The sequence below is a fragment of the Phormidesmis sp. 146-20 genome (assembly GCF_052939475.1).
On the sequence record NZ_JBJPHT010000020.1, the window covers coordinates 1 to 23595 of the forward strand.

At 49.0% G+C, this 23595-nt stretch carries 27 protein-coding genes; 18 read left to right on the top strand and 9 right to left on the bottom strand.

Annotated features, from left to right (window positions below):
* The first annotated feature begins 491 nt into the window (after window positions 1-491).
* The gene (locus tag ACKFKH_RS16695) at window positions 492-2102 is read left to right on the top strand and encodes a 2-isopropylmalate synthase (RefSeq protein WP_446859452.1); all 1611 of its coding nucleotides are present in this window, start codon (window positions 492-494) and stop codon (window positions 2100-2102) included.
* A gap of 195 nt (window positions 2103-2297) precedes the next feature.
* Here ACKFKH_RS16695 and ACKFKH_RS16700 read toward each other — a convergent pair whose 3' ends face one another.
* Window positions 2298-2531 carry a tautomerase family protein gene (locus ACKFKH_RS16700; protein ID WP_446859453.1) on the bottom strand — a complete coding sequence of 78 codons (234 nt, stop codon included), beginning with the start codon at window positions 2529-2531 and terminating at the stop codon, window positions 2298-2300.
* 131 nt (window positions 2532-2662) lie between these two features.
* Here ACKFKH_RS16700 and ACKFKH_RS16705 point away from each other — a divergent pair, with 131 nt between their 5' ends.
* The 9 genes from ACKFKH_RS16705 (at window position 2663) to ACKFKH_RS16745 (ending at window position 9721) form a co-directional block, all read left to right on the top strand.
* Window positions 2663-3355, top strand: a complete 693-nt coding sequence (locus ACKFKH_RS16705; RefSeq protein WP_446859454.1) for a TetR/AcrR family transcriptional regulator — start codon at window positions 2663-2665, stop codon at window positions 3353-3355.
* A gap of 147 nt (window positions 3356-3502) precedes the next feature.
* The gene (locus tag ACKFKH_RS16710) at window positions 3503-4303 is read left to right on the top strand and encodes a class I SAM-dependent methyltransferase (protein WP_446859455.1); all 801 of its coding nucleotides are present in this window, start codon (window positions 3503-3505) and stop codon (window positions 4301-4303) included.
* Between the two features lie 67 nt (window positions 4304-4370).
* Complete coding sequence (locus ACKFKH_RS16715; RefSeq protein ID WP_446859456.1) at window positions 4371-5204, top strand: carbohydrate ABC transporter permease; 834 nt, start codon at window positions 4371-4373, stop codon at window positions 5202-5204.
* A 21-nt stretch (window positions 5205-5225) separates the two neighbouring features.
* Complete coding sequence (locus ACKFKH_RS16720; protein WP_446859457.1) at window positions 5226-5990, top strand: ABC transporter permease; 765 nt, start codon at window positions 5226-5228, stop codon at window positions 5988-5990.
* A gap of 85 nt (window positions 5991-6075) precedes the next feature.
* Complete coding sequence (locus tag ACKFKH_RS16725; RefSeq protein WP_446859458.1) at window positions 6076-6840, top strand: circadian clock KaiB family protein; 765 nt, start codon at window positions 6076-6078, stop codon at window positions 6838-6840.
* A gap of 12 nt (window positions 6841-6852) precedes the next feature.
* The gene (gene cofH / locus ACKFKH_RS16730) at window positions 6853-7974 is read left to right on the top strand and encodes a 7,8-didemethyl-8-hydroxy-5-deazariboflavin synthase subunit CofH (protein WP_446859459.1); all 1122 of its coding nucleotides are present in this window, start codon (window positions 6853-6855) and stop codon (window positions 7972-7974) included.
* Window positions 7975-8075: 101 nt separating this feature from the next.
* Window positions 8076-8543 carry a MarR family winged helix-turn-helix transcriptional regulator gene (locus ACKFKH_RS16735; protein WP_446859460.1) on the top strand — a complete coding sequence of 156 codons (468 nt, stop codon included), beginning with the start codon at window positions 8076-8078 and terminating at the stop codon, window positions 8541-8543.
* A 138-nt stretch (window positions 8544-8681) separates the two neighbouring features.
* Window positions 8682-9209 (top strand): hypothetical protein, encoded by a 528-nt coding sequence (locus tag ACKFKH_RS16740; protein WP_446859461.1) that lies wholly within the window; start codon window positions 8682-8684, stop codon window positions 9207-9209.
* A gap of 257 nt (window positions 9210-9466) precedes the next feature.
* Window positions 9467-9721: a hypothetical protein gene (locus ACKFKH_RS16745; RefSeq protein WP_446859462.1), complete on the top strand. Its 255-nt coding sequence runs from the start codon at window positions 9467-9469 to the stop codon at window positions 9719-9721.
* Between the two features lie 81 nt (window positions 9722-9802).
* Here ACKFKH_RS16745 and ACKFKH_RS16750 read toward each other — a convergent pair whose 3' ends face one another.
* Window positions 9803-10360 (bottom strand): DUF2854 domain-containing protein, encoded by a 558-nt coding sequence (locus ACKFKH_RS16750; protein ID WP_446859463.1) that lies wholly within the window; start codon window positions 10358-10360, stop codon window positions 9803-9805.
* A 282-nt stretch (window positions 10361-10642) separates the two neighbouring features.
* Between ACKFKH_RS16750 and ACKFKH_RS16755 the strand changes: the two genes are divergently transcribed.
* Window positions 10643-10900, top strand: coding sequence for a hypothetical protein (locus tag ACKFKH_RS16755; RefSeq protein ID WP_446859464.1), 258 nt, complete (start codon window positions 10643-10645; stop codon window positions 10898-10900).
* A gap of 200 nt (window positions 10901-11100) precedes the next feature.
* Here ACKFKH_RS16755 and ACKFKH_RS16760 read toward each other — a convergent pair whose 3' ends face one another.
* Together ACKFKH_RS16760 and ACKFKH_RS16765 are read right to left on the bottom strand one after the other, a co-directional pair.
* Entirely contained in the window at window positions 11101-11325 is a 225-nt protein-coding gene (locus ACKFKH_RS16760) for a hypothetical protein (protein ID WP_446859465.1), read from the bottom strand.
* Complete coding sequence (locus ACKFKH_RS16765) at window positions 11322-13169, bottom strand: DUF5942 domain-containing protein (RefSeq protein ID WP_446859466.1); 1848 nt, start codon at window positions 13167-13169, stop codon at window positions 11322-11324. Before ACKFKH_RS16765 ends, ACKFKH_RS16760 begins: the two co-directional genes overlap by 4 nt.
* A 153-nt stretch (window positions 13170-13322) precedes the next feature.
* On the opposite strand from ACKFKH_RS16765, the gene ACKFKH_RS16770 reads away from it, so the two are divergent.
* Window positions 13323-13742 (top strand): hypothetical protein, encoded by a 420-nt coding sequence (locus tag ACKFKH_RS16770; protein WP_446859467.1) that lies wholly within the window; start codon window positions 13323-13325, stop codon window positions 13740-13742.
* A gap of 117 nt (window positions 13743-13859) precedes the next feature.
* Window positions 13860-15104: a glycosyltransferase family 4 protein gene (locus tag ACKFKH_RS16775; protein ID WP_446859468.1), complete on the top strand. Its 1245-nt coding sequence runs from the start codon at window positions 13860-13862 to the stop codon at window positions 15102-15104.
* Between the two features lie 86 nt (window positions 15105-15190).
* Here ACKFKH_RS16775 and ACKFKH_RS16780 read toward each other — a convergent pair whose 3' ends face one another.
* Window positions 15191-15967 carry an RNA polymerase sigma factor SigF gene (locus ACKFKH_RS16780; protein ID WP_446859469.1) on the bottom strand — a complete coding sequence of 259 codons (777 nt, stop codon included), beginning with the start codon at window positions 15965-15967 and terminating at the stop codon, window positions 15191-15193.
* Between the two features lie 452 nt (window positions 15968-16419).
* Window positions 16420-17250, bottom strand: a complete 831-nt coding sequence (gene psbO, locus ACKFKH_RS16785; RefSeq protein WP_446859470.1) for a photosystem II manganese-stabilizing polypeptide — start codon at window positions 17248-17250, stop codon at window positions 16420-16422.
* Between the two features lie 338 nt (window positions 17251-17588).
* Here psbO and ACKFKH_RS16790 point away from each other — a divergent pair, with 338 nt between their 5' ends.
* Window positions 17589-17933 carry a hypothetical protein gene (locus ACKFKH_RS16790; RefSeq protein ID WP_446859471.1) on the top strand — a complete coding sequence of 115 codons (345 nt, stop codon included), beginning with the start codon at window positions 17589-17591 and terminating at the stop codon, window positions 17931-17933.
* Between the two features lie 109 nt (window positions 17934-18042).
* Here ACKFKH_RS16790 and psbM read toward each other — a convergent pair whose 3' ends face one another.
* Window positions 18043-18153: a photosystem II reaction center protein PsbM gene (gene psbM / locus ACKFKH_RS16795; RefSeq protein ID WP_446859472.1), complete on the bottom strand. Its 111-nt coding sequence runs from the start codon at window positions 18151-18153 to the stop codon at window positions 18043-18045.
* A 49-nt stretch (window positions 18154-18202) separates the two neighbouring features.
* On the bottom strand, window positions 18203-18592 hold the full coding sequence (locus tag ACKFKH_RS16800; RefSeq protein WP_446859473.1) for a 2Fe-2S iron-sulfur cluster-binding protein: 390 nt from the start codon (window positions 18590-18592) through the stop codon (window positions 18203-18205).
* Between the two features lie 363 nt (window positions 18593-18955).
* Here ACKFKH_RS16800 and psbB point away from each other — a divergent pair, with 363 nt between their 5' ends.
* The 4 genes from psbB to ACKFKH_RS16820 all read left to right on the top strand — a co-directional run bounded on the left by psbB (window position 18956) and on the right by ACKFKH_RS16820 (window position 22402).
* On the top strand, window positions 18956-20488 hold the full coding sequence (gene psbB / locus ACKFKH_RS16805; RefSeq protein ID WP_446859474.1) for a photosystem II chlorophyll-binding protein CP47: 1533 nt from the start codon (window positions 18956-18958) through the stop codon (window positions 20486-20488).
* 101 nt (window positions 20489-20589) lie between these two features.
* The gene (locus tag ACKFKH_RS16810) at window positions 20590-20685 is read left to right on the top strand and encodes a photosystem II reaction center protein T (RefSeq protein ID WP_068816370.1); all 96 of its coding nucleotides are present in this window, start codon (window positions 20590-20592) and stop codon (window positions 20683-20685) included.
* A 148-nt stretch (window positions 20686-20833) separates the two neighbouring features.
* On the top strand, window positions 20834-21439 hold the full coding sequence (locus ACKFKH_RS16815; RefSeq protein ID WP_446859475.1) for a GNAT family N-acetyltransferase: 606 nt from the start codon (window positions 20834-20836) through the stop codon (window positions 21437-21439).
* Between the two features lie 513 nt (window positions 21440-21952).
* On the top strand, window positions 21953-22402 hold the full coding sequence (locus tag ACKFKH_RS16820) for a hypothetical protein (RefSeq protein ID WP_446859476.1): 450 nt from the start codon (window positions 21953-21955) through the stop codon (window positions 22400-22402).
* Here ACKFKH_RS16820 and ACKFKH_RS16825 read toward each other — a convergent pair.
* The gene (locus tag ACKFKH_RS16825; RefSeq protein ID WP_446859477.1) at window positions 22399-23523 is read right to left on the bottom strand and encodes a histidinol-phosphate transaminase; all 1125 of its coding nucleotides are present in this window, start codon (window positions 23521-23523) and stop codon (window positions 22399-22401) included. The two genes, ACKFKH_RS16820 and ACKFKH_RS16825, sit on opposite strands and share 4 nt — an antisense overlap.
* Window positions 23524-23595 lie beyond the last annotated feature (72 nt).

Genomic DNA, 23595 nt, shown 5'->3' on the forward strand with positions numbered 1-23595 from the left:
CCGTTGCTCTGCATCCCCGTCCTCAAGGAGCGGGGCTTTCCGCAAAATCTCGGTGACTTCAGGAATGGGCGGTAGTGGGTTAGGGATGAAAGCCTTGTATCCTCTCATCTGTTCCACATATTGACCCGCTCTAATCCCTCTGACCATTGTTATCGGTTCCGCTAATACTGAATTGTTTGCAACACCATATTATCAAGATCGACCTCTTTTCGTTAATAAGCCTCGTTAACGAGTTGATCCATAAGAAGCCATAAAAGATTTTTACGCTGCGTCCAAGGTCTTGAAAGGCACCCTGATAGCGCGTCAGAGCCACTCGTTCGGGGATATCTGGTTGAGTCTAAACGTTTACTCAGAGAGAATCATTGAGATAATCACCTCTGTCTCCTCTTCAACAATTCCAAAGCTGACGGTTTAATGTCAAAAGGCGGGTACTAGAATAGTTGGAATGGCGCAACTGCCACAAAATTCTTACTACCAAACTTATTCGATCTATGAACGTTCCATCTCCAGACCGGATCATCATTTTCGATACCACCTTGCGCGACGGTGAACAGTGCCCTGGCGCAACGCTCAATGTGGATGAAAAGCTGGCGATCGCTCGGCAACTGGCACGACTTGGAGTGGACGTGATCGAAGCGGGGTTTGCCTACGCCAGTCCTGGAGATTTTGAAGCCGTCGAACGGATCGCCCAAACCGTCGGGACTGAGGATGGGCCGATCATTTGCAGTTTGGCACGCGCAATTCCCGCTGACATCAAAGCGGCCGCCGAAGCGCTCAAACCCGCCGCCCATCCGCGAATTCACACCTTTATTTCCACCTCAGACATTCATCTGGAATATCAGTTGAAAAAGTCTCGATCGCAAGTGCTAGAAATCGCCGAAGAAATGGTCGCTTATGCCAAATCTTTTGTCGATGATGTTGAGTTTTCACCAATGGATGCAGCGCGATCTGATCCTCAGTTTCTCTATCAAGTGTTGGAGCGGGCGATCGCCGTTGGGGCCAAGACGATCAACATTCCCGATACGGTGGGCTATATGACTCCGAGTGAGTTTGGCGACATGATTCGCGGCATTCGTGAAAACGTTCCCAATGTCGATCAGGCGATCATTTCCGTTCACGGTCACAACGATTTGGGGTTAGCAGTGGCCTGTTTCTTAGAAGCGGTCAAAAACGGCGCGAGACAGTTGGAATGCACGATCAACGGTATTGGCGAACGAGCCGGAAACGCTGCTCTCGAAGAATTGGTGATGGCGCTGCATGTTCGTCGTCAATACTTCAATCCCTTTTTAGGTCGTCCTGTTGAGTCCGAAGCGCCTCTGACCAACATCAACACCCAGGAGATCTACAAAACGTCGCGGCTGGTGTCCAATCTGACCGGAATGCTGGTGCAGCCGAATAAAGCGATCGTCGGTGCCAACGCCTTCGCGCACGAGTCGGGCATTCATCAGGATGGAATGCTCAAAAACAAGCAAACCTACGAGATTATGGATGCTCAGTCGATCGGCTTGACGAGCAATCAAATTATCTTGGGCAAGCACTCTGGGCGCAACGCTTTCCGCACTCGGCTCAAGGAATTGGGCTTTGATTTGTCTGACAACGAGTTGAATAAAGCCTTTTTGCGCTTTAAAGAACTGGCCGACAAGAAAAAAGAAGTCACCGATTGGGATCTGGAATCGATCGCCAACGACGAAGTTCAACAAGTTCCCGAACTGTTCAAATTGGAAATGGTGCAGGTGTCTTGTGGCGATCGCGCCTTTCCGACGGCAACGGTGAGTCTGCGAACGCCTGAAGGCGAAGAACTGATCGATGCTGCTACGGGAACCGGGCCCGTGGATGCCGTTTATAAAGCGATCAATCGGGTGATCAATGTGCCCAATCAGTTGATTGAATTTTCGGTGCAGTCTGTCACAGCAGGCATTGATGCGATCGGCGAGGTGACAATTCGGATTAAGTATGGCGATCGCATTTTCTCAGGTCACGCAGGCAATACCGACATTATCGTCGCGTCGGCTCAGGCTTATGTCAATGCGCTCAATCGTTTGTATGCGGCGCTGCAACCTGTTGAGAATTCCGAAGCCGTCTCGACTCAGGGGCAGGTCTAAGGGTCGCAAATTAAATAACTTTGCGGTTGGGTTGAAGTATGAAACTTAATACCCCAGCGATCGTTGGGGTTCGTAAATCTCTACCCAACCGACAAAATTCGGTGTTATTTAGTTTTAATTCCAGCAACCCGACTCACGGGAGGTGACGTTTGCAATCGTAACGACGAGATGGTCGGGTTTACTGTAACGCAGGGGTTAGTCATTGACTTTGGATTTGCCCGCTGCAAGTGCCTGCACATCATGAGTTGTGAGGGGATTGCCACCCACTCCCCAGTCGCCGCTCTTAACCTCTTCGATTACCACCCACGTCACGGGGCGCATGTTCTCACCTTCGATCGACACCATCGTGTCAGTCAGTTTGCGGATCATGTCCTGTTTTTGCGATGACGTAAAAACGCCTTCTATCAGTTTCACATTCACTAAAGGCATAGCTTTTCTCCAGTTTATAGGTTGGAACTGTTGTAAAGAGCAGCATATAAAAACGACCGTTCGTTCTTTTACTTGTCTCGATTATGACGACCGTTCGTGCTATTGTCAATATACGAATGTTACTTTATGTTATGAACGTTGATTTGTTATCCACTATCAGTTCAGAAGGCAGCTCAGAAGGCAATCAACCCATTCGCTCGAAGGGGCAGTCTAGTCGTGCCACTATTCTGCTCACAGCGGCCAGGCTGGCAACCACGAAGGGATTAACTAGCTTATCGCTTGGAGACCTGGCTACCGAAATTGGGATGAGCAAAAGTGGACTCTACGCGCACTTCAAATCTAAGGAAGAATTAGAGTTGGCGACGATCGAAACGGCAGCCACAATTTTTGAGAATGACGTGCTTCAGCCTGCAACGAGGGCGCAAGCTGGAACAGAGCGGCTCAAGACATTAGCGAGTTCATTTCTTTCACATCTCGAACGCAGAGTTTTTCCGGGTGGATGTTTTTTTGCCTCAGTCGCTGCGGAACTTGGCACCCGTCCTGGTGCGGCGCGCGATCGAGTCGTTGAGGTATTGGGCAATTGGCTGACCTTATTGAGGCAGTGCATTCTTGAGGCGCAGGACTTGGGAGAGATAGATCCCAACACGGACGTTGATCAGGCGGTTTTTGAAATCGAGTCCATGCTGTTGGCTGGGAATTTTCTTTTTGTTATGATGAACGACCCGATTCATCTGACCCAGGCGCATAGAGGAGTGGAAAATGTATTAGCCCGACTCAGGGTGAGTGTGGAGCCGAAGAAGCGATCGGTGCGTAAGAGTTCATGATTTTGCCCCGAATGCAACTCAGGTCGTAGGTCATTGGTCATGGGAAAAACTTGGTAGCCATTCCTTGCGGCGCATCACAAATTTGGAGACATCAATGATATTTTGTGGGGTAGATATTCAATTGTCTGCCCTTTATTTTTGAAGCCTATGCAAGACGATGTTTTACGTAAAGAGCAAGACTTTCATGATCAGTGGGCCAGCACGATCGAGGTAGATGGCATTCGAGTCGCTGATTACTTTGAGGCTTGTACGGCTCCCGAAAATCGCTTTATTCTCCGACAGCTTGGCGATGTGCGCGGCAAATATTTACTCGATTTGGGCTGTGGCGCGGGTGAAAACAGCGTCTACTTTGCAAAACTGGGCGCAAACTGTGTGGCGACTGACTATTCTCCTGGGATGGTGGAGGTTGCCTTAAAGCTGGCTGAAGCTAATCACGTCAAGGTCGAGGGACGAACGATTAATGCAATGGCGATCGACTCTCCTGACAACACGTTTGATATCATTTACGCCTCCAATCTGCTGCACCACATTCCCGATCCGCGTCTGACTCTCAAAGAAATGCACCGCGTTCTCAAGCCAGGGGGCAAAGCCTGTTTTTGGGACCCGCTCAAGCACAATCCCGTAATCAACGTCTATCGACGCATCGCCACCAAAGTCAGAACCGAGGACGAAACGCCCCTGGATATCGATCTGGTCAACTACATTCGATCGCTCTACTCTCAAACCAGCTATGACACCTTTTGGATCGCGACGCTGTGGATTTTCTTGCAGTTCTATCTGATCGAGAAAGTCAATCCCAACGAGGAGCGCTACTGGAAAAAAATCATCGTCGAACAAAAGCGCCTGGAGAAAACCTATCTGAGATTAGAAAAGCTCGATCGCTCGCTCAAAAAGCTGCCCCTCGTCAAACGGTTTGCCTGGAATCTGGCCGTCGTCGCCACCAAATAAGCCACGGATCAGGGAAGTCACACGCAAAATATCGGTAAGATCAATCCACCCCTGATTTGCTGCCGCTATGCGTCGAACTTCTCAATTTTGGCGATCGCTCTCCCTTTATGCGGTGTTGGGGGCGATCGCGCTGGTGATGCTCATTCCCCTTATCTGGCTGGTCAGTACGTCGCTCAAGTCTCCGAGTGAGAATATCTTTCAGTTTCCGCCTCAGTTGATTCCCAGTCAGCCGACGTTTGAGAATTTTGTGACGGTTTGGCAGAGTAATCCGTTTGGGCAATATTTGTTTAACAGTACGGTCGTCTCTGTGTTGACGGTGGTGTTAAATTTGCTGTTCTGTTCGCTGGCTGCTTATCCGTTGGCGAGATTAACGTTTCGAGGTCGAGAAGTTATCTTTAGTTTGATTGTTTCTACGATTTTGATTCCATTTCAAATTGTGATGATTCCCCTATATGTGTTGGCAGTACAGTTGGGGTTGAGAAATACGTATCTGGGCGTGATCTTTCCAGCGATCGCTTCAGCATTTGGCATCTTTCTGCTTAGACAGGCCTTTCAGGGGGTGCCCAAAGAACTTGAAGAAGCGGCTCGAATGGATGGCTGCACCGAGTTGGGGATATGGTGGCATGTGATGATTCCCTCAATTCGTCCGGCTTTGGTGACGCTGGCAATCTTTGTCTTTATCGGTTCCTGGAGCGACTTTTTGTGGCCGTTGATCGTGCTGGATCGTCCCGAACTTTACACCCTACCGTTGGGCGTTGCTAACCTGGCGGGAACCTTCACCCTCGATTGGCGACTAATTGCAGCCGGATCGGTGATCTCGATCGCCCCCATTCTTCTATTCTTTCTCGTCGCCCAACACTACATCGTCCCCACCGAATCAGGCAGCGGCGTAAAAGGCTAATCACGTTCTCATCGAGACTCTATGAACTCACCCATTCAACTCTTGCTGGCGATCGGTCTGATCGTGGCGGCGATCGCCCTTTCTATCTGGCAAAAACTCGGACTCGAAGGCAACTTGATTGTGGCAACAGGTCGCACGATCGCTCAACTCGTCGTGGTCGGCTACTTGATCGCGGTCGTGTTTGCGCTCAATAGTCCCTGGGCTGTTTTGGTGTTTTTGCTGGCGATGGGTGTAGTGGTCACGATCGTCACTCGCAATCGGATCAGCCAAAAAATTCCGCAGTTGGTGCCGTTAATCGGGGGGTCGCTGTTGGTGAGTGTGGCTCTGACAGTGGGATACGCCAACTTTTTGATTGTGCAGCCCGAAGTCTGGTATGCGCCCCAGGTGATTATTCCGCTAACTGGGATTATTTTGGGCAATGCGATGAATGGAGCGGCGATCGCGGGAGAACGACTCGTCAATACCTTAAATTCCAGCAAGCTAGAAATTGAGACTCACTTAAGTTTGGGAGCGACTCCTCAGCAAGCGGTTTCTCACTATCGTCGAGAGGCGATTCGATCGGGCGTGTTGCCGACTCTGAATTCGATGGCGATCGTCGGCCTCGCAACGGTTCCTGATCTCATCTCTGGACAGCTATTGGGAGGCGCAGACCCGATTCAAGCGACGGCTTATCAGGTTTTGATTCTATTCATGTTGGCGTTCTCAACCCTATTAACCACAGTTTTGATCACTCAAGGGCTATGTCGGCAATTTTTTAATCCGGCAGCGCAGTTGATTTTGTGGTGATTCTAGAATCATCCCTTTCTGAGGAGGAATAGATTAGACTTTCGTTGTGTGAGACATTGAATCTATCTAATTTCTTCAGCCGCCCTTGAACCCTCATCTCAGGCGTTCCATTCCATCCATTTTTAAAGGCATCGCTCTGTTTACGCCCGGTGGAGATTTGGTGTACTGCATTGACCCCGGCAAACAAGGACGATGGCACCTCAACTTGTGCGCGGCCCTTCAAGAAATTTTGGAACTATCAGAACCACCCCATTTTTTGGTGCCTTGCTATACAGCAACCCTCGATCGCTGGTTTGATTCAAAATCTCAACAGGTAAGAACCTTTGCCGAAGCTTACCCCGCTGTCTTTCGCTATCGAGCGTTATTGAATGCAGTGTTTGAATCAGAGCAAGTCAATTGGCAGGTTGCACCCCTCCCCGAAGGATTGTGTGAGCCAGCTTTACTGGCCACCTATCGCCATCAGTTTCCCCAACTCTGGGAGAATCACGATCTCGTCGTCCGGCTCGAAGGGCACCCTTCCACCCAGGTCAACCCGTCTCAAACTTCGTCTGGGCTATTTCCACAGCCTTACACTCAGGGCTATGTTTTGCGGTTGTTTGTGTCGGGCTACAGTCCTGCAACGCAGCGAATTCTCCAAAGCCTGCACCAATTGCTTGAGGAATCCCTTGGCTCTCCTTATACACTAAAGGTAATCGACATCTTCAGACATCCCGAACAGGCAGAATCTGATCAGGTTTCGGCAACGCCCACTCTAGTGAAGGTCTATCCTCGCCCGGTGCGGCGGATTGTGGGAGATTTGGATGATGTCGATCGTGTCCTACGCATGTTAGGAGCGCCAGGGGAAGGATAAGGGATAAAAGACGTGGTTGAAAGGATTTTGGAACGGGCGTTGGCGGGGGGTGATCTCTCGGTTGAGGAAGGAGTGACGCTTTTGAGGCAGACGGAGGCGGAGCCGATCGAACAAATTCGTCAGGCGGCCGATCGACTCAGACAACAGCAATCTGGCGAAACCGTGACCTATGTGGTCAATCGGAATATCAACTTCACGAATATCTGTGAGCAGCATTGCAGTTTTTGCGCGTTTCGGCGAGACAGCGGGGATGAAGGCGCGTATTGGCTCGACTGGGCACAGATTTTAGAAAAGGCAACAGATGGCGTGAGGCAAGGCGCGACAGAAATCTGTATGCAGGGCGGCTTAAATCCGCAGGCAACGCTAAACGGAACCATGCTGCCTTATTATCTGAAACTGATCGAGACGATCAAGACCAAATTTCCCAATTTGCACCTTCATGCTTTCTCGCCTCAAGAAGTGCAGTTTATTGCCAGAGAAGATGGTCTGACCTATACGGAAGTGATCGCAGCGCTCCGAGATGCAGGCGTTGGCTCGATGCCCGGAACGGCGGCCGAAGTTCTCGACGACCAGGTGAGAAAGGTGCTTTGCCCCGAAAAAATCAATAGCGAAACCTGGCTCGAAGTCGTCAGCACCACGCATCAGCAAGGGTTGCCCACCACCAGCACGATGCTTTCGGGACATATCGAAACTCCAGAGCAGCAGATTCGACACTTTGAACAACTGCGATCGCTCCAACAGTCTGCCAAATCTCACGGCTACACGGGCATTACCGAATTTATTTTGCTGCCTTTTGTCGGTCAAGAAGCGCCCAAACCGCTACGTCGTCGAGTCGGACGCGATCAGCCCGTTCTCTCAGATGCGCTATTACTCACGGCCGTCGCCCGGATTTTTCTAGGTCACTGGATTCCCAACCATCAGCCAAGCTGGGTCAAACTGGGACTGCCAGGGGCGATCGAAGCGCTCAAATGGGGCTGCAATGACATCGGCGGCACTCTGATGGAAGAGCATATCACTACGATGGCGGGCGCAAAAGGCGGCACCTGTATGGAAGTCGAAGATTTGAAGGAAGCGATCGCCAGTCTCGATCGACCTTCTCAACAACGGGATACGCTTTATCAAGCGATCGGCTGATAGTCCGATGGTAGGCTGTAGTCTGAGAGAAGTTGGCTCAATGAGCATCGTAGAATAGTTAACGCATTAACTATCTGCTTAAGCAGACCCCTCCAAATTAAATGCCTGGTTCATCCCCCAATGCAGAGTTCCTTCAACAATGGCGGTACGCTCTAGCTCCTTACAACTTGGGATACAAGCTAAAACTTGCTTCTCAACTGATGTACCGCGATTTTTTAGAGCGTCTTGAACCTTATGGTCTGACTCCGTTTCACTACCTTGTCTTATGTTGTTTGTGGGAGGAAAACGGACTCTCAACGACAGGAATTGCCGACAAATTGAAGCAGTTAGGCGCGACGCTGACCGGAGTTGTGGATCGCATGGAGGATCGTAACCTCGTCTACCGAGAACGCGACTCTAATGACCGTCGGATTGTTCGAGTCTGGCTGACGGATGAAGGAAAGCAGCTTATGAAGGCGCTACCGCCACTTGGCGCAGAGACGATAAAGAGGGCAACAAATAATATGTCTGAAGCAGAGCAGGAAACTGTTTTGAGGCTTCTCGATCAAATTGTTGAGAATTTTCTCTAGTAACAGCAGCACTTTGATGTTGATCTTTTAGAAGTTACTTAATATATTGATTATTCATGTATTGATCTTCTTGCTTGATGTGACTTCATGCAGATTTAGATCTTTACGACTTTCAGTTGCAACAATCTAGGAGGAAAAATGCCGAAACTGAGCGTCAATCAAAAAAACTGGCTACTTTCAGCACACGTTGGGTTTGCTACTTTGTGGACAGGAGCCGTTTTGAGTATGTTTCTTTTATCACTAAGGAATACACATTCGACCCATGCAGAAGTATTGCATACGCTTGATTCTGCAATTACTCTGCTTGATGACTGGATTGTGATTCCCTCCGCCATTGGCTCGGTCGTGACAGCCACATTGCTTTGTTGGGTGACAAATTATGGCTTTACCAAGTTTTACTGGGTGATTACAAAGTGGGTGTTGACGACTGGGTTGGTCATTTTTGGTACGTTCTGGCTGTTTCCGTGGGGCAATGTTGCTGCTAGACTTTCTGGGCAAGAGGGATTACAAGCCCTTGACAATCCGCTCTACGAGTTTGATGCTAAAGGCGTGTTGCTCGGAACGATTATTCAAGTTCTCTTTCTCTTTGTCATCATTGGAATTTCAGTTCTGAAGCCTTGGGGGAGACGAGTCGCTAAAGCAAAGAGCCAAGTTGTTTCAGATTAGTCAAGATGCATTGCGGCGGCATAACAACGCGGAGCGATCGGTGTAAAGTTTTTTGTGCTTCGTTTCGGGGTTACGCGCCGCCGCTTACTTTAACCATTATGCTGCCTGAGTCATCGGTTGGGATGCAATTTAAAGCTTGTTCTGTTGGTGTTCAAGGTTGAGCCAGCGTGAAATCATTAATGATGTACAGAGGCTTTGAACGTCTTCTATTGGCTGATTTTGTAAGATAGGAATGTGTTCAATCAATCAACGGTGGTATGGCGATCGCCATCAACCAGCAGATCGAAGGTAACTCACAAATTATGAATGATTCCCCAATAGAGGATACGGATACGGCGATCGGTTCATCAGTAGCAGAGTTGAAAAGCCAACTTGATGTGACAAACGCCGAAAGCGAAGCTGCAACTCAAGAACTGTTGGCAATTCCTGGATTACTAGAGCGAGTTAAACAAAACCAGGCAACCCAAAAAACCCTTTACACCTCCTGGAAAACCCTTCGCTCCGATGTATGAAGTTCTTCTGCATCCGAACGTCTAAGGAGTTGATGCGATCGCCTCCCCCACCGAGAAAACGATCGCCTCTCTCCAGTCACCTCAACTTGCTGTCTCAGGAGTCGCAATCATCGCCATTTCTACCTTGTCTTCTGCGTGGCTCTCGACCTTGACTTGAAGACCAGGGCCAAAGAAAGTCGTCAATTTAGCTTGCTTTTCTTGCCAAGTCTCAAACGGAATCAGCGGCGAATCAAACTCCAAAACCAGCGCATACGCCCCATCCAGGCTCTCTTCCCGAATCCCCTTCAAAACAGGACGCTCCTGATCAGTCGGACTCAAGCCCAAACGCTCAAGTGCCAAGTCTAAATGCGCCTCCTGACCATAGCGAAACCGAGTCACATCCTTGAAAATTTGCTTTTGGGTAGGCGTGGCTTGCTGAGTTTGTAGCGCCTTGACCTCTGGAGAAGTCGGCTTAGTAACGGGGACTGGTTCCAACTCAGAAGCCTTGAGCGCCAAACCTCCCAGCAACAAGGGAATGCCGTAAAAAAAGCCTGCAAGATTGAGGGTGGCATAGTCTAGAAAGTAAGCTGTGAAACCCACGATCGTGATCACGCCACCTACAGACAAGCCCAAAACTGCCAGAGAAATTCGACGGAACATAGGAGTAATCTTCTGAATTTAGAACGCTCTCAGATTTAATTATCCCTGTTTCTGGGGCAAGTATTGGCGACAGTTGAGCATTGCTCCATTTTCCAGATCTCTCACCTTAAATATCACAGGAACGCCGCCGCTTTTTAGTCCCACTTGCACAAAACGGAAGCGACGCTTCGAGTCACCCGTAATGAGTCGCCCAATTTCCCCAGTGAGGTATCAAAAACGACTATGATGGACGAAGAAATTTCAGTATCATCATTGTCTCATCTCTAGCCTGGAGCATCTCCTGTGTTGAATAACGAAGGTCATCGGGTTCCCGCCAAAAAATCGGTGTCTGACCAGATCAAATCGCTTAGAAAAGAAGACGAAACGCTGTACAACATCCTGGCTGTAGACGTTTGGGCCTTGGCGAAGACGATGGAGGAGTTTCACCCTGGCTTTTGGGCGGCCTTCATGAAAAATCGAGAAAAGGCCCTCAAACGCTTTATCGGCGAAGTCGTCAAAACCAAACCCTCTGATATTCGTCGTCCCCCCTTCCTGAGATGAAGATTTGAACGGGGCATTTCCAAGAGAGACTTTACCCTCTACCCCAACGCTAGAACCTTCTGAAATCAAAGTCCCCCAGAATTGGGGAGATTTAGGGGGCGAAAGGATCGTCAACACTCACAGAGTCATTCAATCAGCAGCGCCGTAGATTCTTTTGCAGAAACCACCTCACGCCCCAGATTCTTTGGTTTGAAGGCTGACTACTTGATTAGCTCAAACTTCTTCACTTCTAAAACTGGGCCGATCATCGCGATCGTCATCACATCTTCTCGAATGTCGCCCTCTAGTTTCACCTTCAGACCCGCTTTTTGAATGTCTTTGGGTGGCTTGTGCAGTTCGTAAGTTTGCCCTTCTTCGGCATCGATCGCCCAGGTGCCTGTGCCAAATCCTTTGCGATCGATCGTGCCTTTAACGGTGATGCTCATGAAAATTTCTCCTCTGGTTTGCTGGCAAGACGAGCTAACCCAAAGCATAGCAAGGCATTGACGATCAGGAACAGACGAGCGATCGTACCGTCTCCCAGCCACAGCAGTTGAGGATCGATCGCCGCACTCACCGCAAGACAAGCAGAAACGCCCAACGTGGAGCCGATCGCAAACCATTTCCACTGAGCATGACCCAAGAGCAAAACCACCAGACCTAAAGGAATCAGCACACTCGCGGTAATCGGGTTCAACACACCACTACCCTGAACTGCGCTCCCCAACTCCGGCAGAGAGCTACCGAGAATCCGCATCGGAAATTGAGGCGCATCGAACAGGTAAAAGCCTTTGAGAAAGAACAGCCCCGAACTCCCAGCCACCAGCCCACTCGCCATCGACCAACTCCAGGTAAACGGAAAGTAGTTTCTCAAAAAGAACGCCAGCAGATAAGACCCCAACATCATGAGAACTTTGGGCCCTAGCGCGATCACGCCGCCATCGATCCAAAACCGAGGGTTGAGATAGCCATTGTCCCGCAGCCACCGGAAGAAATCGTTGAAGGTAATTTTGCCTTTGAGGGCCAGCTTCACCGCCGCCGCCGCGTCTAACTTGCCTGCTCCAAAGTGGTTTAATTCATCATCCTGTACCTTTCTGGCTGACTGAATTAGAACCTCTGCAACCTCATCTGCATCTTTGACTCCGGCTGCTTTGACCAGAGCCGCAACGCCAGCGACGTGAGGAGCCGCCATGCTCGTCCCTTGATAAGCCGCAAAGATAGATTCTCCGGTAGAAGGGTCGATCGTATTCTGCAAAATTCCACCCGATTCATTCTCCCCAGCCGTGGAGCCACCCGGAGCAGAAATATTCACCCCTGCGCCAAAGTTAGAATAGGGAGCTTTTTGTCCTGACGCATCCAGCGCAGCCACGCCGATCACATGGGGATAGCGGGCTGGATAAGAGGCAGAATTTTGAGCAGAATTGCCAGCCGCACCAATGATCACCACGCCTTTTTTATGGGCATAGTCGATCGCTTCCTGCATCACTAAACTTTCTCCGCCACCGCCCAAACTCATGTTGACTACATCAGCCCCATGATCGGCCGCAAACCGGATCGCTTCGGCAATGTCTGCAACCGTCCCGCCGCCGCCCGCGCTCAAAACTTTTAGCGGCATCAAGGTTGCTTCGTAAGCAATCCCCGCAACGCCAAATCCATTGTTGGTGGACTGAGCGATCGTACCTGCAACGTGGGTTCCATGCCCATTGTCATCGCTGGCATCCGTTTGGTCATTGACAAAATCATATCCGTCCGCAAACTTGGTCTCCTTGAGATCGGGCACTTGAGAAATGCCAGTATCAATGACCGCAACCGTCGCCCCACTGCCCTTGGTTTCCTGCCAACTGGTTTCAACTCCCAGGCTGTGCAAATTCCACTGTTGGCTGTAGAGCGGATCGTTGGGTGCCTGAGTGGTCGGTTGAATCGATTGAGAATTTTTGCCGACAACTTTCTCAAAACCTTTCGGTTCAGGAATGCTATAGACGTAATCTGGCTCAATATATTCGGTGTACTTAGCAACTTTAGAGCGCTTTAGAGCATTGAGCAGCTTCTGGTCGCCCTTGACCGTGTAGAGGTGGTCAGCTTCTGAGAATTGACTATTCAGACTGGGCTGAACGTTGAACTGTTGAGCGATCGCCTGGATCTGATTTTCGATCTGCGCTGACCCCACTTCTTCTCGAAAGTCCAGAACGATCCGATCGTAGGTTCCTTGTGCGGACAATCCTTGAAACGTGGCGATCGACCAACCCAATCCCACAAAAAACAACAAGCCCAAAATGAGTAGCTTTCTCATGACACCTATCTGTGGTCGTGTTTGATCAAAGATAGCTCAGAGGAGAGAGTTTTGAGTTAAGAGGTTAGATAAATCGAGGGATGCAGAGGGGACGATCGCACAGTTCTTCACAATCTCGATAGGATGAAGGACGACCTCCCACTCAAGATTTTTATGGAACGTGGACTTCTCTGGTTGCCCTTGCTTGCTTTATTTATCGGATTGGCTTGGGCAGGGCGCACCGAGTATCAGAAAGTAGAGGCCTATCGCATCTGGGCCGATAAATTTCAGCGGGCTAAATATGATCTCTATGCGGTGTTGGGGCAAAATGGCAGCGACTTGACTTGGGGAAAGCCGACTCGACAAGAACCCGCTGATCTGAAAACGTTTTCTCTCAAAGATGTTCAGGAAATTTACTTGCGGGTAGATGGACAGTTAATCGATGTGAACATCCCGCCCCAAAAAGGAAAAGCGATCGCTCTAGAATTCGTTCTAGCTGAAGGCAACTCTATTCAAGTGCCCTTTACTCAAGTTAGTCTGGCGGCAAAGTGGGGACAAGTCCTGTCTAAAGATTTGCAAGCGCTGCAATCGTGAGCTTTCGATCGAAATGATTCTTTATCTAGTCTAAGTTCAATATTCGCAGCTTTGCCTACAACCCTGTCCATACTAAGCGAGTAATTTTCATATCGCGATTGTTGGAGGCTCACTGCTGTGAATACGGCCCCTCTAAAAACGCTTTTCATTGTCCGCAATCCTCCTTACCCACCGATTGGGGGATTGTCGCTTCGCATTTGGCAAAACATCAACGTCATGGCCCGATTTGGCTCAGTGGCAGTGTTTTCAGCTTGTCGTTGGCAGCCTACCCAAGCGTCAATGCCAAAAGTTGATGTGTGGAGTCACTACAACATTGATCGACCTCGATCACCCCTCGAACAGCTTCAGCGCAAAGTTTGGTGGCTTCGCCCTTTGGGGCATCCTGACGCAGATTGGGCCTACGCAGACTCCGCCGCCCAAGAATTAGATCAGTTGCTGGCTCGCTTTCAGCCCGACTTGGTGATCTTTGAAGAAGTTTGGATGTATCGCTATCTGGCGATCGTCAAACAGCACAACTGTCACACAATTCTGGTTGAACACAATGTAGAAGCTTCTCTGTTTGCCGACAAGTTTCAGTCCGGTCGAACCCTACGAACTCGTCTCAAAGTCAGTCGTCAACTGCCTCAACTCAAAGCGATCGAGCGAAATTTTACCCGACAGGTGGATCAAGTTTGGGCTTGTAGTCAGCGAGATGCCGATCTGTTGAAGGAGTTGTATGGGAAGACTGCCCCGATCGCAATCATTCCTAACGGCGTTAACGTTATTTCCTACGACTCAGCCCGCACAGGAGAAGCCGAGATCCCTCAATTGCTGAAAGTGGAGGGACAGCAAAGCATTTTGTTTCTAGGACAACTCTCCTACTCACCCAACATAGCGGCGGTGGACTGGCTTCTGGAGTCGATTTATCCCAAACTGCGGCAAAAGTATCCTAATTGTCAGCTTTTATTGGTCGGTCACAGTCCCACTGAGCGAATGCAAACTGAGGCAAAACACGATCCGACGATTGTTGTCACGGGCAAAGTTCCTGATGTGCGTCCTTATCTCGGTGCAGCCAGCCTGATGGTGGTGCCGTTGCAGCAGGGCGGGGGTACTCGCTTAAAGATTTTGGAGGCGTTTGCGGCAGGATGTCCCGTCGTCAGTACTCGCAAAGGGGCTGAAGGCTTAGACGCGATCGCCAATCAACACCTGCTGATCGCTGACGATCCAGAAAGTATGGTAGCGGCGATTGATCAACTTTGGTCAAATCCTGAACTGGGTCAACAGTTAGCACAGTCCGCCTACGAATTAGTGCGAGATCAGTATTCTTGGGAAGCGATCGGGCAACGGGTTGAAATGGCTATTAAGCAGCTTCAATTGGGGTAGCACGATCGACCTCTAGAACAGGAGTAACAGAAGTCTTTGAGGAGAAGGCAAGAGACTAACCTTGTCGGACTCTCACCTTCCTTGTTCTAATCGTCGCCGCCAACCATGAGTTTTTGCAGAGACTCCAACCCCTTTTTGACGCGCCGAGAAACCGTTACAGCACTGATTCCCAATCGTTCAGCCGTTTCTTTTTGCGTCAAATCGTAAAGGAAAACAAACTCTAAAATCTGCTGAGTTCGCTTTTCTAGCTGCACAAGCGCCTGTTGTAGACGAATTTGATCTTCTTGAGCAAGTTGAAAGCTTCGATACTGATGGTCTGGCACCATGTCACCTAGCGAAGCGGTGCCGTTTTCTTCATCTCCAACCGGAGCGTCTAAACTAAGCAACGATCGATTCTGGCAAGCTAATTTAATTTCCTGCCACTCTGGTAGAGAGATCTCTAAAGCATTAGCCACCTCAGCATCCGTTGGGTTGCGGCGCAGTTTTCCATGTAGGTCACGTGCGACCCAGACTGCTTGACGTTGAAGCGCCTGCCAGCGACGAGGAATGCGAACCGAAGGACTTTTGTCACGCAGATAATGTTGAATTTCACCTCGAATGTAGGGAATAGCGAAAGAACTAAAGGCGTGACCCTTCGACATATCAAAACGCTCGATCGCTCTAATCAACCCAATACAGCCAACTTGCAGCAAGTCTTCATAACTCTCGGTGCATTGGTGAATCCAATGATGAGCTTCTTTTCTAACCAATCCAAAATTAAGCTCGACCAGTTGGTTACGAGTCTGAGAAGATGGCGACTTCTGAAACTCCCGTAATAGCTGTAAGCTTTCACTCCTCAATTCACTTGTGACTAGGTTCGACATGACGAAGATTCAGTTGGTAGAGCAGATTACTAAACGTGCTGACTCAGTTCTGAGATTTATTCAAAAACTGCTGTGATCCCAAGCATTACTTTCAGAAGGCTACAGGAATTTAGAAAAAATTAAAAGATCTATCCTGGTGAAGTGGCGAATTTTTTCAACTTTAATCCAACAAACAGGCAGGTGATTTCTAACGCCAGCTAACTTCGTTCGTTAAGTAACAAATCAAACTTATTCTCTAGATTAATTACTTACAACTGAATTTCTACTGAAACTATTTTTAGGCGGTCTTTAAATCTTGCTACATCTTTTGAGTGAAAAAATTGATTCTTGAATTGACTCACCAGTTTAACTTTTAGGAGAGAATCGTGAGATGAATTTTTGATGAAAAAAGCTTGCAAAAAAAGGGGCGCGATCGCCCCCCTTCGTTTTTCCTTCTAGCTTAAAGCAAGCTGTTAAAGATCCGCTGGTGCAACCCGTGCGTAGAACAGTCCTCGAATCTTCACATCGCTGGCAGCCTTAGACCCCATATCTGTGTCAGAGGGCTGCTCACTTTCAAACGTTCCAGCAATTTCGCCCGTAGAGCTGTCAATTTTAGCAACGCTCAGAGCAATCTTGCCTTTGTCTAGCTGAAACTGCTTGACGTTCTCCTTTCTCAGTTCTTCAGCGTCAGCTTGAGAAGGCAGGCCAACCGCATTGTCGTATCCTGTGGTCAAACCACGACCTTTGGGATCTAAGAAGTTAGAAGTCCGATAAGAAGGAACCTCAAACTCCCCTACGAGGTCAGTCGAAGTCGTAATGCTGCTTTGACCAGGCTGACTGTTGGCAACCAATCTTTTGATGGTAAACAAGAAAGGAACCCGCTCTCCGCCGGGGAGTTGAACGGTAATCGCCTGAAAGTCAAGGCCATCTTCTTCCTTAAAGGTCAAACTGCCATCTGAATTCAGCTTTAGGCTGCCAGACACCGCATCGATCGACGAGGTGTAGCGAGTCATCACCTTAGTTGGAACAAATTCAGCTTCTTTACGCTTGTTTGCCGATTCTTCTTTCACAAAGAAACTAGTGGGCTGCAAGCACAGACTTGTAAGGCTGTAGGACTTGCTGCTGTCAAGCGCGATCGCTCCCCGCGAAGTTTCTTCTAGCTGAGGGCAGCTATTGGCTAGACCAGTCCCTCTAATTTGGTCGTAGGTCAGGGCTTCAGTGCTGGCGGCCGGGGCCTCACTGCAAGCGGTTAATACACTCAGGCACAGTGCCAAAAGTGTGACGAGTAAAGCGCGATACCTCATGGTCAACCTCAAAGTAGTCAATGTAAAAATCCTGTTATCACAATTCGGGGCTAGTCGCTGATCAGCACTGCTACCAGAACTCAGTGAACTGCTGCCAGGTCGCATCGAAATTACTATAAGCTCTGGATTAGCTCAGGCAGAACCTCTCATAGCATTTTACAGACTTTAGTAAACTTTTTAATAATCCAGAAACGACTGGAGATGAGTTTGCAGAAAATCGGCAAGATTTGCAGGAACTTAGGGACGATTCAGCAAACAAACGAACCACACCTGATTAAGCTGTTAAGTGTTTGTAACGCCACACCAGATTGGCAAAATATTTTTAGAGGTAAGACTAAATGGAACGGGATCAGGCGTTTGAGTCACAGGTGCCTTCTGAGCTTCAGCAAGTTACCAGCCAAATTAGAGAATTGGCCCAGATGGCCCAAGGAGATAGCCTGGAGCTTTTGGCGCTGTTAAGAGTGCTGGAAGGGTTACACCGAGAAATCTGTGAGGGGCTGTTTCAAGAATCTCTGCCCAACAATCGTCGAGCGCTCTATTCACTTCTCAAGGATATCGAAGCTCAGGGCGGCTGGCCGTACATTCACCGCATGAGACTGCACGCTTTTTTGAACAATGTGCTCCAGGAAGAGGAGTCGGATGGACAGGCGGAGGGCGATCGAGAATCTGAGACAAATTCTTAACTTACCTTAACAAGATGGTTCACTCTCTCATAAACATTTCCATCAAAAAGCGCTGAAGAACTTAAGTCTCCAGCGCTCCTTAAAACAGCCTTGGTCAGTGAGACGAGAATTAATCGTTCGGCTGACGACTTGCCGTTTGGATGTAAAGAATCAGCAGAAAAACACTCGGCACCAGGACGAATAGAATGCTTGCGATAAATCCCAAATCGTTGACTTGCATAAACTCTATCCCTATCTAAATCTCGGCAGTGACACCTCTTAGAATAACACTAAGGCTTGGTTTTGACGCTCACAGCGCCGTGCACGGTTGCCTGACAAGCCAGTCGATAGGTTTCGGGCTTTTTCTTGAGTTTTCGGGCCTCAAAGTCTGTGCGCGGCGAGAGGTTTTCTAGACCTTCGACCACCTCAACAACGCAGGTGCCACACTGACCATAGCCACCACAGTTAACCAGCTTGCCCTTAAAGGTGTAGAGATCAATACCATGCTCGATCGCCTTGATTCGCAGATTTGCGCCATCCGCTGCCATGACTTCTTTGTTCTCTTTTATGAACTGAATGCTGGCGGATTTAAACGTTGATTTGACAGGCTCTGAAGCCTCCTCAGCGATAGCGGGCTGAATCTCATCCACGGATTGGAGATCCTGATCTGTTGGCTGCATAGCTTTAACCTTTTGGAAGAGTATGGTGTGTAAACCGAGTAAAGAAGCTGCTATTTAAGTTGTAACTTATTGTTGACAAAGATGAACAAATGTTAAGAAGCTGAGGTTCAATTCCCATCCACGGTTCAGAGATTTCTAATCTGCTTGCAATAGGCTCTAACACTGGTTACACTTCTTTATACACTTTCATTTTTACGATCGCCTTGTCAAACAATTCATGCTCTTCTGATAAGAGGGGCTGAGGGCGTGAATTACAAGTTAGAAGTCGCCCTAAACTCTGGTAAATTTACCAGTAACTGGCACTTTAACAAAATGCTGAAAGAAGCGTTGCAGTAGACACAATTTAGAGGAGGAGCGTAGTCAATGGGACTACCCTGGTATCGAGTCCATACCGTCTTGATTAATGATCCGGGACGGTTGATCGCAACTCACCTGATGCACACCGCTCTGGTTGCAGGCTGGGCGGGTTCGATGGCGCTGTACGAACTAGCGATCTTTGATCCTAGCGACCCAGTGCTCAACCCCATGTGGCGGCAAGGCATGTTCGTGTTGCCCTTCATGGCGCGTCTAGGCGTGACTTCTTCTTGGGGCGGCTGGAGCATCACAGGTGAGACGGCGGTTGATCCTGGCTTTTGGTCGTTTGAAGGCGTTGCGATCGCTCACATTGTGCTATCAGGTCTGCTGTTTTTAGCAGCTTGCTGGCACTGGGTTTATTGGGATTTAGAACTATTTAGAGATCCCCGCACAGGCGAACCCGCTTTGGATTTGCCCAAAATGTTTGGGATTCACTTGTTTTTGTCTGGGTTACTTTGCTTTGGGTTTGGGGCATTTCACCTAACTGGGCTATTTGGCCCTGGGATGTGGGTGTCTGATCCTTTTGGTCTAACTGGAAGCATTCAACCCGTTGCGCCTGAATGGGGGCCGGCCGGCTTTAATCCATTCAATCCTGGCGGTGTTGTGGCTCACCATATCGCAGCGGGGATTGTCGGCATCATTGCAGGTCTGTTCCACCTCAGCGTGCGTCCTCCTGAGCGACTCTACAAAGCGCTGAGAATGGGGAATATCGAAACGGTGCTGTCGAGCAGTATTGCTGCGGTGTTCTTTGCTGCATTTATTGTAGCGGGCACCATGTGGTACGGAAATGCGACGACTCCGATCGAACTGTTTGGGCCAACCCGTTATCAATGGGATAGTGGCTACTTTAGACAGGAGATCAATCGGCGCGTTCAAACCCAAGTTGCGGACGGCGTAAGCGAAGAAACTGCCTGGCAAGGGATTCCTGACAAGCTGGCGTTTTATGACTATGTGGGTAACAGCCCTGCCAAGGGAGGATTGTTCCGTACAGGTCAGATGAACAAAGGCGACGGGATTGCTCAATCCTGGTTGGGTCACCCCATCTTCAAAGACAGCGAAGGCAGAGAGCTTTTTGTGCGTCGCTTGCCTAACTTCTTTGAGAACTTCCCGATTGTCTTAACAGACGCAGACGGCGTAGTTCGGGCTGATATTCCGTTCCGTAAGGCTGAGTCAAAGTACAGCTTTGAGCAAGCTGGTGTGACTGCGACCTTCTACGGAGGCGCTTTAAATGGTCAAACCTTCTCTGACCCCGCAGTCGTGAAGCGCTATGCACGGGCTTCTCAATTGGGCGAACCCTTCCAATTCGATCGTGAAACCTTGAACTCTGATGGGGTTTTCCGCACCAGTCCTAGAGGATGGTTTACCTTTGGACATGCGGTCTTTGCTTTATTGTTCTTCTTTGGGCATATCTGGCACGGTTCTCGCACCATCTTCCGGGATGTGTTTGCTGGGATTGACCCCGACCTTGCCGAAGAACAAGTCGAGTGGGGCTTCTTCCAGAAGTTGGGAGACAAATCTACTCGCCGACAAGAGCAAATTTAGGTTTGTGAAAGAGACAGGTTTGGTCAGGATATGAGTTTCATGAACGGCCAAGCCTGTTTTCTGTCCAGTATTAACCATTAAATAAGCCAGGAGCTTCGATTATGGAAAGCGTTGCTTACATTTTGATTATTGCCCTCGCGATCGGCGTTTTGTTCTTTGCGATCGCCTTTCGGGAGCCGCCTCGCATTGGTAAATAACTGAGTTTGTTTCATTTGCATTGCCTGTCTAGCGTCTGAAATCTTGGCTAGGCAGGTCTTTTTTTGCCTAAAGTCCAAAAGGGCGGATTAACGTTTCTGCTCAACCTGATTTAGGATAATTCCAATACTGCGCCGCTTTGAGTTGGTTGTGACTATCCCTTCATCTCGCGAAAAAGACCCTTCAGGGCAATCTTCATCTTCACGGTTTGTCATTCGTGCTGTCCAGCCGCAAGATCTGGCTGAGATTTCGGGCATTCTGGCAGAAAGCTTTCATTTGCAGCCTGACTTTATGCGCTGGTTGATCCCAATCATGAGAATGGGAATCTATGAAGACTTGCGGAATCGGCTAAAGTCGGCTCCTTCCCATTACCTCTGCCTGGTTGCTCTCGATTGCGCTAGTGAAGGACAGGAGGGCTATCACGTTGGCACGGTGGAGATTGGTCTACGCTCTGCAAATCCGTGGCAGCCGCGCACGTCTCAATATGCTTACTTATCAAATCTGGCAGTGCATCCAGAGAGTCGGCGTAAGGGAGTGGCTCGACAGCTATTGGCGGCCTGCGATCGCGCAGTTTTAGCATGGGGATTTCAAGACATTTATCTGCATGTTCTTGAAAATAATCACCAGGCGCGACAGCTTTATTTTAAAAGTGACTACCGGGTAGAAGACGCTGATCCAAGCTGGAGCTTTTGGTGGTTTGGTCAGCCGCGAAGACTCTTCCTGCATAAGAATTTACGAGATCGCAAGCTGCTATGACTGTGAGTTTCAATGGGCTTACGATCATGATTTCTCAGAATTTACATCTAGCTTCATGAAGCCTTTGCTGGGGATTTCTCAAACGCCTTGCACAATCTTCATCCCTACTTCAAAGTTATTGCTTCTCAAAATCTCCTGATCTGGGGTCACTACCCTAGAATGTAGTGGCAAGGCTCAAGTTGCGATTACACAGTAAGTTCCTCCGTCATTTAAGCTTAACTGAGGAGTCAGTAAAAGTACGGGAATGCAATCTGGTTTCTAGTACGGTTTCTGAAGGAATTTTGATAGCCTATAGTGATCCTAGGTGTGCGCGTCCAACAAACCAAGTTGGGTTGGGATAGGTTGTAAGTTGTCCGATCACTTGCCCCCCTGTGGGTAACTCGAAGAGATCGCAGTGCTGGATAGATTTTTGCTCCTCTATGTGACATAGCCGTGTCAATAGCTCTCAAGGCTTCTAGCGGTATGAAAAACGAGAGCCTGAACTGTTATCAGGACGTTATTGAACAGTCGAGCGTGTCTGATATTTCTTTGAACCAGCTAAAGAGTGGAAAATTGCTGATAGTCAATAGCCGTAGGCGAAACGGGCTAATTATCTATAAGCGATTTCATGCTGAGTTTGCGGGGCCAGGCGCAGCGGTTGGCAGCTTTTTTGATTTAGATTGTGAAGGAATTTTGCCCGTGGGGGATCTGTCACTGGTTGACCCCAGAGAGCAGGACGATCGACAAAAAGCTTATCTAATTCGGCGGCAATGGATCAAGCTAACCCAGCAGTTGACCGATAACCCGGCACCGCTGCAACGCGCCCAGATGATTTTGAATCAGTTTGAGAACTATTTTGGCGCAGAAACGACGGCTCAACTTCCAGACGAAGCTTTTGCGCTACTCGTCGGAGTATTACCTCACACAATCTATGCCGCGCGCCATAGTCCTAGCAGTTTGGATGAGGATAAAACGAGAAATTAGTAACCCAGGGCGGCAAAACGATCGAGTGTTCTTTGGTTTTCTAAAGGCGTTCCAACTGTGATTCGCAATCCGCCGCCTGTATGCCGAATTAGGGTGCCTTGAGCCTTGAGGGTTTGGCAAATTGCTGCCATTTGAGCAGAATCTCCGGTCTCTTTGAGGCGCAGATAGACAAAGTTAGCGTCACTATTCCAGATCTGAAGGTATAGATGTTGGGAAAGCGCTTGACTGAGACGAGTTCGTTCTGCAAGAATCAGCGGAATCGTAGAGAGGAGCGTTTGTCGATGAGCGATCGCCACCGATGCCGCCGCTTGCGAAAAACTGGGCAGATTGTAAGGCAGACGAACTTTTTCCAGGGCTGCAATCAGATCAGGATGGGCGATCGCATATCCAACTCGATGCGCCGCTAGCCGAAACGCCTTTGAAAAGGTTCTCAAAATCACCCAATTTGGACGCTGTGACAACTCACTCGCTACCGTAGTCTGACTAAATTCAAAATAAGCTTCGTCAACCACAACGAGAATACTTTGCGGTAGGCTCCGTAGCCAGTCCAATTCTGTCTCTGTGAGCGCGTTTCCAGTAGGCGAGTTGGGATGGACGACAAAAACTACGCGAATGGGAGGAGTTGAGGAAGCAGTTCCTTTGGAATCGAGTGCCTTGCTAACCGCCTCCTCAGCCGCCGTCAAGTCCATTGCAAAGGTTTGGGTACGTCCGATTGTCGTGACCGCAATTCCCAACGTCCGCGCCAAAATTCCATACATTGAAAACGTGGGATCAGCGACTAAAATCGACCCTTCGCCCCTCAGACAGGTGGCAATCAACAGAGAGCGAATCAACTCATCGGAACCATTGCCGATCGAAATGTTCTCCCAAGTCACAGCGCTGCCAGATTCATTGACATATTCTGCGATCGCGTCTTTCAGTCCCTCATAGCCACCATCGGGATAGCGGTTATTTTCAATTTGTTGATACATCCAGCCGAGTTTTTGTTTTAACTCATCGGATAAGTCAAACGGACTCTCATTTACATCCAAGCGATCGAGGGCTTCGGGCAGGTGAGCATCGCCTGTATGTTGAGTGTATGCAGCAAGTTGGGAGAGATCCGATCGAATGAACTCAAGCATGGGAAGAAAAAATTTGAGTGATGAGTTTTAATGGCTGAACAGCCTGCCAGAATTTTGAGTCTAACAGCGACT